Origin of the sequence: Empedobacter sp. UBA3475 (assembly GCF_002378465.1) — a bacterium.
Classification (GTDB): domain Bacteria; phylum Bacteroidota; class Bacteroidia; order Flavobacteriales; family Weeksellaceae; genus Empedobacter; species Empedobacter falsenii_B.
Window position 1 is genome coordinate 18,422 of record NZ_DFRA01000036.1, and the last position, 13,532, is coordinate 31,953.

The 13,532-nt window shown below is 31.6% G+C and carries 14 protein-coding genes; 8 read left to right on the plus strand and 6 right to left on the minus strand.

Features of this window, described 5'->3' with window-relative positions; translation table 11 throughout:
- Positions 1 to 134: 134 nt before the first annotated feature.
- The 4 genes from B3I31_RS08105 to B3I31_RS08120 all read left to right on the plus strand — a co-directional run bounded on the left by B3I31_RS08105 (position 135) and on the right by B3I31_RS08120 (position 6,060).
- Entirely contained in the window at positions 135 to 3,245 is a 3,111-nt protein-coding gene (locus B3I31_RS08105; protein ID WP_291060554.1) for a UvrD-helicase domain-containing protein, read from the plus strand.
- Positions 3,245 to 5,053: an excinuclease ABC subunit UvrC gene (uvrC, locus tag B3I31_RS08110; RefSeq protein WP_291060556.1), complete on the plus strand. Its 1,809-nt coding sequence runs from the start codon at positions 3,245 to 3,247 to the stop codon at positions 5,051 to 5,053. The genes B3I31_RS08105 and uvrC overlap by 1 nt, the downstream gene beginning before the upstream one ends.
- On the plus strand, positions 5,034 to 5,474 hold the full coding sequence (locus B3I31_RS08115) for a hypothetical protein (RefSeq protein ID WP_257467985.1): 441 nt from the start codon (positions 5,034 to 5,036) through the stop codon (positions 5,472 to 5,474). The genes uvrC and B3I31_RS08115 overlap by 20 nt, the downstream gene beginning before the upstream one ends.
- An 88-nt stretch (positions 5,475 to 5,562) precedes the next feature.
- Positions 5,563 to 6,060 carry a DinB family protein gene (locus B3I31_RS08120; protein WP_125348619.1) on the plus strand — a complete coding sequence of 166 codons (498 nt, stop codon included), beginning with the start codon at positions 5,563 to 5,565 and terminating at the stop codon, positions 6,058 to 6,060.
- Positions 6,061 to 6,347: 287 nt separating this feature from the next.
- Here B3I31_RS08120 and gcvT read toward each other — a convergent pair whose 3' ends face one another.
- Both gcvT and B3I31_RS08130 read right to left on the minus strand, forming a co-directional pair.
- Positions 6,348 to 7,424, minus strand: coding sequence for a glycine cleavage system aminomethyltransferase GcvT (gene gcvT, locus B3I31_RS08125; RefSeq protein ID WP_291047111.1), 1,077 nt, complete (start codon positions 7,422 to 7,424; stop codon positions 6,348 to 6,350).
- Positions 7,425 to 7,502: 78 nt separating this feature from the next.
- Positions 7,503 to 7,865: a hypothetical protein gene (locus B3I31_RS08130; protein WP_219033679.1), complete on the minus strand. Its 363-nt coding sequence runs from the start codon at positions 7,863 to 7,865 to the stop codon at positions 7,503 to 7,505.
- A 43-nt stretch (positions 7,866 to 7,908) separates the two neighbouring features.
- On the opposite strand from B3I31_RS08130, the gene B3I31_RS08135 reads away from it, so the two are divergent.
- Together B3I31_RS08135 and B3I31_RS08140 are read left to right on the plus strand one after the other, a co-directional pair.
- Positions 7,909 to 8,583, plus strand: a complete 675-nt coding sequence (locus B3I31_RS08135) for a YiiX/YebB-like N1pC/P60 family cysteine hydrolase (protein WP_257467987.1) — start codon at positions 7,909 to 7,911, stop codon at positions 8,581 to 8,583.
- A 75-nt stretch (positions 8,584 to 8,658) separates the two neighbouring features.
- A complete protein-coding gene (locus B3I31_RS08140; protein WP_219033680.1) occupies positions 8,659 to 8,841 on the plus strand; it encodes a hypothetical protein in 183 nt (60 codons plus the stop codon).
- Here the strand turns inward: B3I31_RS08140 and B3I31_RS08145 are convergent.
- The 4 genes from B3I31_RS08145 to B3I31_RS08160 are packed head-to-tail and all read right to left on the minus strand — an operon-like array spanning position 8,838 to position 10,966.
- On the minus strand, positions 8,838 to 9,290 hold the full coding sequence (locus tag B3I31_RS08145) for a peroxiredoxin (RefSeq protein WP_219033681.1): 453 nt from the start codon (positions 9,288 to 9,290) through the stop codon (positions 8,838 to 8,840). The two genes, B3I31_RS08140 and B3I31_RS08145, sit on opposite strands and share 4 nt — an antisense overlap.
- The gene (locus B3I31_RS08150; protein ID WP_125350508.1) at positions 9,287 to 9,697 is read right to left on the minus strand and encodes a 6-pyruvoyl trahydropterin synthase family protein; all 411 of its coding nucleotides are present in this window, start codon (positions 9,695 to 9,697) and stop codon (positions 9,287 to 9,289) included. Before B3I31_RS08150 ends, B3I31_RS08145 begins: the two co-directional genes overlap by 4 nt.
- Positions 9,698 to 9,709: 12 nt before the next feature.
- Entirely contained in the window at positions 9,710 to 10,225 is a 516-nt protein-coding gene (gene idi, locus B3I31_RS08155) for an isopentenyl-diphosphate Delta-isomerase (RefSeq protein ID WP_115001587.1), read from the minus strand.
- 27 nt (positions 10,226 to 10,252) lie between these two features.
- Positions 10,253 to 10,966, minus strand: a complete 714-nt coding sequence (locus tag B3I31_RS08160; RefSeq protein ID WP_219033682.1) for a biotin--[acetyl-CoA-carboxylase] ligase — start codon at positions 10,964 to 10,966, stop codon at positions 10,253 to 10,255.
- Positions 10,967 to 11,059: 93 nt separating this feature from the next.
- Between B3I31_RS08160 and rsfS the strand changes: the two genes are divergently transcribed.
- Together rsfS and ftsH are read left to right on the plus strand one after the other, a co-directional pair.
- Positions 11,060 to 11,428: a ribosome silencing factor gene (gene rsfS / locus B3I31_RS08165; RefSeq protein ID WP_291060558.1), complete on the plus strand. Its 369-nt coding sequence runs from the start codon at positions 11,060 to 11,062 to the stop codon at positions 11,426 to 11,428.
- A gap of 22 nt (positions 11,429 to 11,450) precedes the next feature.
- Positions 11,451 to 13,463 (plus strand): ATP-dependent zinc metalloprotease FtsH, encoded by a 2,013-nt coding sequence (gene ftsH, locus B3I31_RS08170; RefSeq protein ID WP_280036918.1) that lies wholly within the window; start codon positions 11,451 to 11,453, stop codon positions 13,461 to 13,463.
- The last annotated feature ends 69 nt before the right edge of the window (positions 13,464 to 13,532 follow it).

The following is a 13,532-nucleotide window of genomic DNA, read 5'->3' on the forward strand; positions in this document are numbered from 1 at the left end:
AAATTTCATAGTATTTATAACATATTCAAAAAAAAGGGAAACTCGTTCAGGTTTCCTTTTTTAGTACGTCATGTTTTGGCATTCTGATTTTCTATTTTTGAGAAGATTGTTTAACTTTCCTAAAAATTCAGAATTTGTTACAAGCAGGCGATTTCAAAATTTACAATGCTTCCGCTGGAGCAGGTAAAACTTACACATTGGTAAAGGAATTTCTTTCGTTGTTATTGACGAATGAAAGCGATTATCATTTCGAGCATATTTTAGCCATTACATTTACCAATAAAGCGGCCGGCGAAATGAAGGAACGTATCATCGAAACTTTAGAAGAAATTGCCAAAAACCCTAATCCAAAAGAAGATGGCTATATTCTAGAATTAGCTTCAGAACTGAATTTGAAGCCTGAAATCATTAAGACAAAAGCATACAATATTCTGATTGCGATTCTTCATAATTATTCCAAATTTTCGATTTCTACGATTGATAAATTTAATCTTCGATTGATGAAATCTTTTGCACAAGATTTGGGTTTATCAATGAATTTTGATGTCGAAATGAATACGAATGAAATCATTAATGAATCTGTTGATTTGTTGTATTCAAAAATTGGGGAAGACGAAAAACTAACGCAAACAATGATCAAAATTGCATTGGATAATATGGACGCAAATAAATCGTGGGATATTCGAAAAACGCTTTCTTCAGACACTTCGGACATTTCTAATGATAGACATTTACAAGATTTAGAAAAATTAAAAAACATTTCGTTAGACGAATTTATTCGTTACCGAAAAGTTATTTTTGATGATATAAAAACTTTGAAAGATGGTTTGATTACAATCGGAAATGAGTTTTTCGAATTGCTTGCAAACAATGGAATTTCGGTAAATGAATTACCAGGAAAAAGTCGAGGAATTGCTGCTTTTTTCCAGAAATTAAAAAACTTTGATGGTTTTGGTTTGATTTTACCAACCGATGCGAATACAAAAGATATTTTGGAAGAAGGTTATCTTTCGAAAGTGAAAGATGTAATAGCAGAATCTATTTTTCCTCAAGTGAAAGATTTGTTCGAAAAAGCTGCGAACATCAATGATCACTTACTTTTGTTAACCTCAATTCAAAAAAATATATCCTCAATTTCGTTGATTAATGAAGTTGAAAAATCATTGGATTCGATCAAAAAAGATTCAAATGTTTTATTGATTAACGAATTTAATACCATTATCAGTAAAAATCTGCAACAACAGCCAGCCAATTTTATTTACGAACGAATTGGTTCGCGCTACAATCATTATTTTATTGATGAATTTCAGGATACATCGACGTTACAATGGAATAATCTGAATCCGTTGGTCGAAAATGCGCGTGCGCAATCTGACACGATTATGTTGGTTGGCGATGCAAAACAGTCTATTTATCGTTGGCGAGGTGGAAATCCTGCACAAATGATTGATTTAATCGATCGAAAAGAGGAAGAAAATATTAAAGTTGAAGAATTAGAAAAAAACTGGCGAAGTCACGAAAATATTATTCAATTTAACAATGAATTGTATTCGTTTATCGCGCCACAACTCAATTTGCCGAGTTTTCAATATTTGTACGAGATTGGAAATAAACAATTAACTAATCATCAAAAAGATGGTTTTGTCAAAATAAATTTCATTGAGCAAGAAGGTCGTTCGAAAGATTTATTTAAAGAACAAAATTTAGAATTAGTTCTTAAAACAATTGAAGATTGTCGAGCAAATGGTTTTTCATTAAAAGATATTGCGATTTTGGTTCGTAGTAATGCGCAAGGGATTTTGTTAGCGAAATATTTGACCGAAAATAACTTGGTTGTGATTTCAAATGAAGCTTTATTGTTAAAAAATTCTTTCGAAATTCAATTGATTGAATATTTGTTCAAAATCACATCAAATCCACAAGACGAACAATCAAAAATTCGTTTTTTGATGGTGGCTTATGAATTAGAATTATTCAAAACAGATGATTTAACAATCGCAGTTGAAAAAGCCTTAAAAGGTGATTTGCCAAAGTTTTTAAAATTAACCAAATCACTTGGAATTGATTTAGATTTTATTCAAGATCAAAACCTTTCATTATACGATTTCACCGAAAAAGCGATTCGAACTTTACATTTACAAGAGCGTTCACCAGCTTATATTTTGAGCTTTTTGGATGTTATTTTAGAATATTCATCAAAAAATGAATCTGATCTTAATTCATTTCTTGAGTTTTGGTCAACAATCAAAGATAAAGCGAGTATCAAAACACCAAAAGGTGTCGATGCAATTCAGATTATGACGATCCACAAGTCAAAAGGATTAGAATTTCCAGTTGTAATTTTGCCATTTTTGGATTGGCAAAGTAAGAATTCTAAAATTTGGATTCCATTACAAAAAGATGAGGAAAATCCGTTCGAAACATTTTATGTTGGAATTAATAATGAATTAAAATCAATCAAAAATGAAGCGATAAAATCGAAGATTGACGAAGAAGAGAATTTGGTTCAATTGGATGAAATTAATACGCTTTATGTTGCAACAACGCGCGCAAAAGAGCAATTGTATATGATAGCGCTAAAACCAAAAGAATCTTCGAAATCAAAAAATATTGCAAACTACTTGCACGAATTTGTTTTCAGTAAAGGTTTTTCTGAGGATGAAGTTATTTTGAAAGGTTCTCCAGAACGAATTTCAACCCCTAAAATCATAGAAAACTCTTCAGCTGAGTTAAAAATTTATTCTTCGGATTGGAATACGCGTTTAGTGATTAACACCAATTCAGAAAAAGCGCAAGAAAAGTTAAAATTCACCGAATTTGGAAATACAGTTCATAACATTTTATCGCAAATTGTTACACAAAATGATTTACCAAAAATCATCGAAAGTGAAAAACAGCGTGGTACAATTTCAGTCGAAAATGTAGAACATCTGCAAAAAACCTTGCAAAATTTATTACAAGATGCTAAATTAGTTCCATATTTTGCTGAAGGTTTAACGGTTTTGAATGAACGCGATTTTATTGATGAAAATGGACAAATTTTCAGAGCAGATCGTGTAGTAATTGATGCAGAAAATAATTGTTCGATTATCGATTATAAAACTGGTCAACCCGATTTAGATCATCATTTTCAAGTGAATAGATATACAGATTTTTTTAGAAATTTAGGTTATAATATTCAGACCAAAATCTTGATTTATATTGATGATGAACAGCAAAAAATAAATGTTGTAGAGGTATTTTGATGAATGAAAATGTAAAATTAAAATTAGCGAGTTTACCCGAAACGCCTGGTGTTTATCAGTATTATAACAAAAAAGGAGATTTGTTATACATTGGCAAAGCGAAAAACTTGAAGCGTCGCGTGAATTCGTATTTCAATAAACAACACGATTCAAAACGTTTGCGTGTTTTGGTGAGTAATATTGATAACATCGAAACCATCAACGTAAATTCTGAATATGACGCGTTGTTGTTGGAAAATAATTTGATTAAAGAACATCAACCGCGATATAATATCCTGTTAAGAGATGACAAAACCTATCCTTGGATTTGTATCAAAAATGAACGATTTCCGCGAATTTTTTCGACTCGCAATGTAATCAAAGATGGTTCGGAATATTTTGGACCATATTCTAACGGAAAAGCGATGAAAGTTTTGTTAGGTTTGATCAAAGAATTGTATCAACTAAGAACATGTTCGTACGATTTGAGCGAGAAAAATATTGAAAATCATAAATTCAAAGTTTGTTTAGAATATCATATTGGCAATTGTCTTGGTCCTTGTGAAGCTTATCAAACCGAAGAAGAATACAACGAACAAATTTCGGCAATTCGTAATATTATCAAAGGAGAATTTAACGAAGCAAAACAATATTTGGTCAATCAAATGACGAAATATGCATCGGATTTGAAGTTTGAAAAAGCGCAAATGATTAAAGAAAAAATTGAAGCGTTGCAGAATTATCAATCTCGATCTACAATTGTTTCGCCAACGATTACCAATGTTGATGTTTTTTCGATTACGTCAGACGAAGAATATGCGTATGTCAATTTCATGAAAATTTATCACGGTGCTATTATACAGTCGCATACAGAGGAATGGAAAAAGAAATTGGATGAAACGGACGAAGATTTATTGGAGCGCGCAATTATTGATTTTTCAGATCGATTTAATTTAACTTCGAAAGAAATTTATGTTCCGTTTGAATTGAGTTTAGAAATTCCGTTCAGAAAAATTACAGTTCCAAAAATTGGCGATAAAAAACATATTGTCGATTTATCATTAAAAAATACTCGAATTTATCGTTTAGAACAGCTTAAACAAACTAAAATCGTCGATCCTGATCGTCATACAAATCGTATCATGAATCAGATGAAAATTGATTTACGTTTACCTGCAGAACCTCGACATATAGAAGGTTTTGATAACTCTAACATTCAAGGAACGAATCCTGTTTCGGCTTGTGTGGTGTTCAAAAATGGAAAACCAAGCAAAAAAGATTATCGTATTTTCAATGTTAAAACTGTAGAAGGGCCAAATGATTTTGCAACTATGGAAGAAGTGATTGAAAGACGATATTCAAGAGTTTTGGCTGAAGGAGAATCTTTGCCTCAATTAATTTTGATTGATGGTGGAAAAGGACAATTAAGTTCTGCTCTAAAATCGATTGATCGTTTAGGGTTACGTGGAAAAGTTTCCGTGATTGGAATTGCGAAACGTTTGGAAGAAATTTATTATCCAGACGATCCTTATCCGTTATATTTGGACAAAAATTCTGAAACCTTAAAAGTGCTTCAACATGTGCGAGATGAATCGCATCGATTTGGAATTACGCGTCACCGAAATCGTCGAAGTAAAAACGCTTATAATTCGGTTTTGGAAGAAATAGAAGGTGTCGGTCCGCAAACAATTAAAGAATTATTAACAAAATTTAAATCGGTCGAACGAATAAAAAATGCATCTTTGTTAGAATTAACCGATTGTATAGGAAAATCTAAAGCAAAAAAAATAAAAGATTATTTTTCGAATGATGAAAAATCTACTAATTGACAGAGATTTAACGTCTCTTTTGAACAATCCAAAGTTACAAGCTACTTTGGCAATTGTTCCTATCACTTTATTTATACTTGGCTTGTTAAGTTATTTTGGAATTTTTTATTCGATGTTTAGCACGCTCGATGCGCAGCTAGGACATTTAGGAAGTTCTAAATCACTATTGAGTGCCTTATTAGGAAATCTTATCATTTTTATCTTTTTGGTATTGATGAGTTTTTTCACTGGTGTGATTTCTTTTGTTTACTTTATTGTGCATGCTTTAAAGAATCCAAATTTGATAAAAAGTGATGATCGTTTGGTCTGGATTACGATTATTATTTTTGGAAATGGAATAGGAATTTTTGTCTATTGGCTAACTCAAATCAAGCGAAAAAAGCCTCGTCCAATTATTGATTTATACACAGACGATATCTAAAAATATAAACTGTTTTACTAAATTGTAAAGCAGTTTTTTTATGAATTATTTCAAAAATTTGTACCTTTTAACTACAAATCAAAACAACATGAAAATAGTAGAATTATTAGCAAAAGAATTGCAAAACGAGTATCAAATTACCAAAGAATTTATTGCAAGATTTCCTGAGGATAAAACGACATACAAACCTCATGAAAAAAGTATGGATATTACAACTTTAACAAATCATGTGGTTGAAATATTTGCTTGGCCAGCTTTGATCTTAACAACTGATAAATTAGATTTTGCAGCAGGGGATTACAAACCGACAAAATTTACCTCTATTGAAGATTTACAACAAAAATTGGATGATGATTATGAATTAGGAAAAGCGGCGTTAGAGAATGTGAACGAAGATCATTTATCAAAAAGATGGCAAGTTACAGAAGGAGAAACTGTTTTTGCAGATTTTACAAAATATGAAGCAATTCGTCATGCTTTAAATCAAATTACACATCACCGCGCTCAATTGGGAGTTTTTTATCGCTTACTTGGAATAGATTTACCTTCGAGTTATGGACCAAGTGCTGATTCTCAAAAGTTTTAAAAAATAAAAAAGACCTCTAATAGAGGTCTTAAAATCATAATTAGTGTTAATTGTATTACTGATCAGTAATATTATTATCTCAAAAATATAACATATATCATATTTAAGCAAATCTAAGTTATGTTTTTTTTAAGAAATATTAACAATTTTATAATATTCGTAGTTAATAATCTATTTTATTAATTTTATCTAAAAAAGACATCAATAAATGTATCAATTAATATGAATTCATAAAAAAAGCTTTCGAAATCCTCGAAAGCTTTTTTGTATTTTGACTTTATATTGTTTTAAACAAAAGGAGTTTTTACAACTTCTGCTAATACATTTTTATCACGAATTTGAATTCTAATTGTTGTTCCAACTTTAGCAAAATCTGTATGAACATATGCTAAACCAATTCCTTGTTTCAACATTGGAGACTGCGTTCCTGAAGTCACAATACCGATTGTATTCTCGTTGTCATCTACAACTTTATAATCGTGGCGAGGAATTCCTCTTTCGATCATTTTGAAACCAACTAATTTCTTCTCAACTCCAGCTTCTTTTTGAGCTTTCAAAATATCAGAAGAAATAAAGTTTGTATCCAATTTCGTTACCCAAGCAAGACCAGCTTCTAATGGAGTTGTGTCATCGTTGATATCATTTCCGTATAAACAGTAACCTTTCTCTAAACGCAACGTATCACGAGAAGCTAAACCGCAAGGCTCAATATCGAAAGATTTTCCAGCTTCCATTACTTTGTCCCACATTTCGTTTGCTTGCTCATTCGCGAAATAAATCTCGAAACCTCCTGAACCAGTATAACCAGTTGCAGAAATAATCACATTTTCCATACCTGCAAACGTACCAATTGCGAAATGATAGAACGGAATTTCAGCTAAATTAACATCTGTCAATGCTTGCATCGCTTCAATTGCTTTTGGTCCTTGGATTGCTAACAAAGACATCTCATCAGATTTGTTTGTTAATTCTGCACCAAACGTATTGTGTTTGTTCATCCATTCCCAATCTTTATCGATGTTAGATGCATTTACAACTGCCATCCACTCATCATCAGAGATTTTATAAATGATTAAATCATCTACAATTCCTCCTTTTTCGTTTGGCATTGCATTATATTGAGCTTGACCAATAGTAACTTTCGTTACATCATTCGTCAATAAGTGTTGTAATAAGTCTGTTGCTTTTTCTCCTTTTACAAAAAATTGTCCCATGTGAGAAACATCAAAAACGCCAACTTTTTCTCGAACAGCAAAATGTTCTTGGTTAACACCTGCGTATTGCACTGGCATTTCATATCCAGCAAAAGGAACCATTTTCGCACCTAAATCTTTGTGCTTTTGGTTTAATGCAGTTACTTTCATTGTTTGTTTGCTTTGATAAGTTTATAATTCTCCCAAAAATAAGGAATTAATTGTTAGGAAAATTTCTTTAATAGAAGATTATCTAATTTTATGAATAATTTTTAAATTCCCTTCCGTCGCTTTATACGGCTCGAAACGCATAACCGATTTTCCTTTACCAAATTTGTTCATAAACTTTTCGTTTATTTTTCCTGATAATTTCAATGGTTGACAACCTTCGCAAGGAATAATCAAAATGGTATCGTTTGTTTTACCTTTTACTTTTACAATTTCGTACGAATAATCTGTATCCAAACGAGAATTAATAACATTTTCAATTGGTTTATTAAAGCTCTCAATAAAGAAAACGCGTCGATCTTTGTTGCTTCCAATAATAATTGCAGCACCAACTAAAATCAATAAAACGACAATTGATATGGTCAAAATTTTTTTAAAATCCATCTTTTTGGTTAATTCGTAGATTAAAAGTAATAATTCATTCCGAATGAAAAAAATATTCGTTTTATTTCCTATCTTTTTACTTCTATTTACATTGACAATGAATAGTTGTACAAAAGCAAAAATATTAAAAGAAAAACATTCAATTTCATTACAAAATATCCAAAATGGAGATTTGATTTTTGTTGGTGCGCAAACAGAAGAACTTTCGGGCGCGATAAATAGAGTGACAAAAATAAATGACGAAACCAATTTTGATCATGTTGGTTTAATCGAAAAAACTGATGATTCTATTTTTGTTCTACATGCTGCTCCAATGGGCGGATCGCAACGAGAGGAAATTCATCATTTTTACATTTCTCAAACCGAAAAGAATAATAAAATTGTCATTTATCGTCTCAAAAATGAATATCAATATACAATTCCTCATGCAATTGAAAAAGCTAAAACAATGCTCGGAAAACCTTATAATTGGTTATACATTTTGAATGATGACGAATTATATTGTTCAGATTTTGTGGAAAGAGCTTTTCGTGATGATACTATTTTTGAATTGATTCCCATGAATTTCAAAAACAAAGAAACTGGAATTATTGATGATTTTTGGATAGATTTCTATCGTAAAAAAGGAAAAAAAGTTCCGCAAGACGAACCAGGAACAAATCCAAATCAATTGGCAACTTCTAAGAAATTAATTAAGGTTGGTGAGGTGAAGTTTTAAAATGAAACTCTGAAACAAATTCAGAATGATTCATAGAATCTTTATAACAAATAAATTAATTCCTACTTTTACCACATGAAACAAAATATCATTTATAGTATCATTTTCTTTTTCGTGTTATTTGGACTAAAATATTTGTTCGATAAAAGCGATGTGCAAACAATGTTGGTTTATTCGGCAATTGGAACGGTTATCTTTTTTATTTATCGAGTTGTCATAAGAAAAATGTTATACAAACAAAAAGACCAAGAAAACTAATTTCCTTGGTCTTTTTTTATTGCTTGCATTGCTTCTTCAATGTGCGTTTCGGCTACATTTGAAACAATGTGTTTAATTAATTTTCCTTGTTTATTGAATACAAAAGTTTCTCGCGGTGTGATTAAGCCAAATTTCTTTTTGATTCCCAACAACTTCGACAACTTTGCTCCTTTATCAGAAAGCAACGGAAAGTTTAATTGATGTTTTGTATAAAACTTCTCGTGAGAAGAAGTTGATTGTCCATTTATTCCGACAATCACAGCGTCTAAAGCATTGAAATCTGCATTTACATCACGAAATTGACATACTTCTTTTGTACACATTGGCGTAAAATCCATCGGATAAAAGAATAAAACAAAATATTTTTTGTATAAAAATTCGTCCGAATTAAACCAATTTCCTTTGTTATCCTCCAACGAAAAGGTTGGAATGTGATCGCCTAATTTCATTCGCCTGCGTATTCTACAAAATTACGTGGAGTTTCGTATAAGGTTACTTTCAATTCTAAATCGGTCGCTAATTTTGCTCTAATTTTATTCCAAATCAAAATCACAATATTTTCGGCAGTTGGATTGATAGTTTTAAATTCTTCAATATCAACATTCAGATTTTTATGATCCAAATAATCTTCAACTTCAATCGCAATAATTTTTCGTAATTCGTCCAAATTCATCACAAAACCAGTTTCTGGATCAACTTCGCCTTTCACCGCCACAATAATTTCGTAATTATGCCCGTGATAGTTTGGATAAGAACATTTTCCGAAAACTTCAAAATTTTGTTCGTCGCTCCAATTCTTGTTAAACAATCGGTGCGCAGCATTAAAATGTGCTTTTCTGTTGACAGTAACTTTCATCTGTATAAATTTTTATTCTTCGATATACGAAACGTAATGTTCAAAAATTATTTTGAACCAAGCTGTATAATTCTGAGGATTTTTTTCCATATCTTTTTTCAAATCATCCAATTCTACCCAACGATAGGCCATCACTTCATCAGGATTTAGCTTTGGTTCATCATCAAATGTTCCGATAAAAACATGGTCTAATTCATGCTCGATCAAATCATTTTCTAAATGCGCTTTGTAAATGAAATTAAATTTATATTCTAATTCGCAATCAAATCCCATTTCTTCTTCCAAACGTCTGTGCGCCGCTTGTTCGTAAGTTTCGTTATCGCGCGGATGACTACAACATGTATTCGTCCACAACGTTGGCGAATGGTATTTGCTCGCAGCTCGTTGCTGAATCATTAATTCTCCTTTGGAATTGAATACAAAAACAGAAAATGCACGATGCAACAAACCAGCTACATGAGCCTGTTGTTTCTCCATCAATCCTAATTTTTGATCGTCCTGATCAACTAAAACTACAAATTCTTCCATTAAACAAAAATAGCCTTTTCTATAGGATTAAAAAAGAAGTTCGATTTCTTTGTGCTTAAATTCTCTCAATTCTTGATTGATTTCTATCAGTAAATTTCCCGCTTCATTTACATCTCTAATAATTCCGTCCACTTCTACTCCATCCAATCTAAAATGCGAAATTTCATCTTTTCTAAACAGATTATCTAAATAAGTTTGATGAATTTGTTCAAAATTTTTCTCTTCTAAAATTGAATATTCATTTTCGAAATAATGTATTAAATCTGCCAAAATTTCCTCGATGTCATATTCTTTGTCAGTTACTTTTCGAATAGATGTTGCTTTTGGTAAGTGATTAAAATCAGCTTGATTGACATTAATTCCTATTCCGATTACAGAATTCATAATTCCATTGGAACGATGATTTTCGATTAATATTCCACAAACCTTTTTATCATTTAAAATGATATCATTTGGCCATTTTACGTTAGATTTTGGATGAAATTGTTTTAAAAATAGACAAATAACATTCGAAATCCATTCATTAAAATAAATTAATTCTTGAAAACTATAATCCGTTTTCAGCAAAAAACTAAAGGTTAAATTTTCTCCAGCGACAACTTTCCACTCATTTCCTGCGTAACCTTTTCCTTTTGTTTGATTTTTAGCATGTATGACAGTCCAACTATTGGCATCTTTTTTGGACAAATCCACCAAGAACTCATTCGTATTAGGCAAAGAATCAAAACTAATTAAATACATTTTTTTTACTATTTTTATAGAGTGGTTAAAGTTATTTTAAAAAGTTTAAACTTTAATAAGGATTCACTAAATTTGCGAATTACAAAATAAAAGATGATAGATACTCAATATACAAAAGACTTGCTAGATAGCATTGTTGACGGAATTACAAATGTTAAAGGAGAAGAAATTACAATTCTAGATTTACGCGAAATTGAAAATGCATTTTGTCAATACTTCGTTATTTGTACCGGAAACTCGAATACACAAGTTAATGCTTTAGCAGGTTCGATTGAAAGAACTGTAAAAACAGAAATGTCAGAAAGACCTTTTCATGTAGAAGGAACACAAAACAATCAATGGGTTTTGTTGGACTACACAAATGTTATTGTCCATATTTTCCAAAAAGAATACAGAGAATATTACGATATCGAAAGTCTTTGGGGTGATGCTGTAGAGACGCGTATCGAAATGGAATATTAATCATAACTGAAACCAAAAAAAATTGAAAAAAAATAATTTTAAACCTTCGGGGTTTAATCCTACATGGATATATGCCATTATTGGATTATTGCTGATTGCCTTTCTATTATTTTCTGATAACATTGGAGGTGCCGGCGGAACTACTAAAAATATAGACCGTACGACTTTCCTTTCTTATGTAGAAAAAGGTTACGTAAAAGAAGCCAATCTAGAAAAAGAATCAGGACGTGTAAGTGTATATTTAACGGACGCAGCTCTGAATACTGAAGAATTTAAAAAGTTTAAAAAATCAAACGAAACTTTAAATCCTTTTGCTACAGGTACTCCAAACTTTATTTTCAATGTTGCTGATGCAGGAAATTTTGAAAAAGATTTTTATGCTAACGTAGAAAAGAGTCCAAATAAAACTGCCGTTCTTAACACACAAATATCAAATGGTTTTGGAAGTTTGTTTATGAATCTTTTTATTTCATTAATTTTCTTCGGATTAATCTACTTCTTACTATTTAGACGAATGGGCGGAGGCGGATCTGCTGGAGGTGGCGGAGGAATTTTCTCTGTCGGAAAATCGAAAGCGAAATTATTTGAAGGTGATGATCATATCAAAACAACTTTCAAAGATGTTGCAGGTTTAGAAGGTGCAAAAGAAGAAATCGAAGAAATCGTTGAATTCTTGAAACATCCAGAAAAATTTACAAAATTAGGTGGACGTATCCCAAAAGGAGCCTTATTAGTAGGACCTCCAGGTACAGGTAAAACCTTATTAGCAAAAGCTGTTGCTGGAGAAGCAAAAGTTCCTTTCTTCTCATTATCAGGATCAGATTTCGTAGAAATGTTTGTGGGGGTTGGTGCATCTCGTGTACGTGACTTATTCAAAAATGCAAAAGAAAAATCTCCTTCAATTATCTTTATTGATGAGATTGATGCAATTGGTCGCGCACGTGGAAAATCAAACTTTACAGGCTCTAATGATGAACGCGAAAATACATTAAATCAATTATTAACAGAGATGGATGGTTTCGGAACAGAATCTAACGTAATTGTGATTGCTGCAACAAACCGTGCTGATGTATTGGATAAAGCATTGATGCGTCCAGGTCGTTTTGACCGTATTATTCACGTTGATTTACCTGAATTAAACGAACGTAAAGAAATCTTCGCAGTTCACTTACGTCCATTAAAATTAGGTGAAGATGTTGAAATCGAATTTTTAGCAAAACAAACTCCAGGTTTCTCTGGTGCAGATATATTCAATGTTTGTAACGAAGCAGCTTTAGTTGCTGCTCGTAAAAACAAAGACGTTGTAGAAAAACAAGACTTTTTAGACGCTGTTGACCGTATTATTGGTGGATTAGAGAAGAAAAGTAAAGTGATTAAACCTTCTGAGAAAAAACGTATCGCTTATCATGAAGCTGGTCACGCTACAATTGGTTGGTTAACAGAACACGCTGCTCCATTGGTTAAAGTAACTATAGTTCCTCGTGGACGTTCGTTAGGTGCCGCTTGGTATTTGCCAGAAGAAAGACAAATTACAACGACAGAACAATTGTTAGACGAAATGTGTATGACAATGGGTGGTCGTGCTGCTGAGGAAGTTGTTTTCAATAATATTTCTACTGGTGCATTAAGTGATTTGGAAAAAGTTACAAAACAAGCTTCTGCAATGGTTAGTATTTACGGATTGAACAAAGAAGTTGGTAATGTTTCTTATTACGATTCATCTGGACAAAATGAGTATGGTTTCAGCAAGCCTTATTCAGAACAAACTGCTCAGGTAATTGATAAAGAGGTAAAAACAATGATCGAAGCTCAATATGATAGAGCAAAAGATATTTTACGTGAACATCGCGATCAATTAGATGTTTTAGCTCAAAAATTAATTGAGAAAGAGGTGATCTTTAGAGAAGATTTGGAAGAAATTTTCGGACCAAGAAAATTTGTAAACGAATTAGATCAAATCGAAGAAAAACAAGAAGAAGCTATAGAAGCTGGTTCAGAGCAAGTTGTTCAACCAGAATCTGGAAATGATATTTAATCAAATTCATTCAAAATAATAGAAAAAATCGTCCTATTTGGACGATTTTTTTTTTACTTCTTATTATAT

Bases quoted from the DNA above. Each gene is read 5' to 3' on its own strand.
- B3I31_RS08160 (WP_219033682.1), bottom strand. From the start codon at position 10,966: ATGTATTTAATTAGTTTTGATTCTTTGCCTAATACGAATGAGTTCTTG.
- rsfS (WP_291060558.1), top strand. From the start codon at position 11,060: ATGATAGATACTCAATATACAAAAGACTTGCTAGATAGCATTGTTGAC.
- B3I31_RS08130 (WP_219033679.1), bottom strand. From the start codon at position 7,865: ATGGATTTTAAAAAAATTTTGACCATATCAATTGTCGTTTTATTGATT.
- gcvT (WP_291047111.1), bottom strand. From the start codon at position 7,424: ATGAAAGTAACTGCATTAAACCAAAAGCACAAAGATTTAGGTGCGAAA.
- B3I31_RS08140 (WP_219033680.1), top strand. From the start codon at position 8,659: ATGAAACAAAATATCATTTATAGTATCATTTTCTTTTTCGTGTTATTT.
- B3I31_RS08120 (WP_125348619.1), top strand. From the start codon at position 5,563: ATGAAAATAGTAGAATTATTAGCAAAAGAATTGCAAAACGAGTATCAA.
- B3I31_RS08115 (WP_257467985.1), top strand. From the start codon at position 5,034: ATGAAAAATCTACTAATTGACAGAGATTTAACGTCTCTTTTGAACAAT.
- idi (WP_115001587.1), bottom strand. From the start codon at position 10,225: ATGGAAGAATTTGTAGTTTTAGTTGATCAGGACGATCAAAAATTAGGA.
- B3I31_RS08150 (WP_125350508.1), bottom strand. From the start codon at position 9,697: ATGAAAGTTACTGTCAACAGAAAAGCACATTTTAATGCTGCGCACCGA.
- uvrC (WP_291060556.1), top strand. From the start codon at position 3,245: ATGAATGAAAATGTAAAATTAAAATTAGCGAGTTTACCCGAAACGCCT.
- B3I31_RS08135 (WP_257467987.1), top strand. From the start codon at position 7,909: ATGAAAAAAATATTCGTTTTATTTCCTATCTTTTTACTTCTATTTACA.
- B3I31_RS08145 (WP_219033681.1), bottom strand. From the start codon at position 9,290: ATGAAATTAGGCGATCACATTCCAACCTTTTCGTTGGAGGATAACAAA.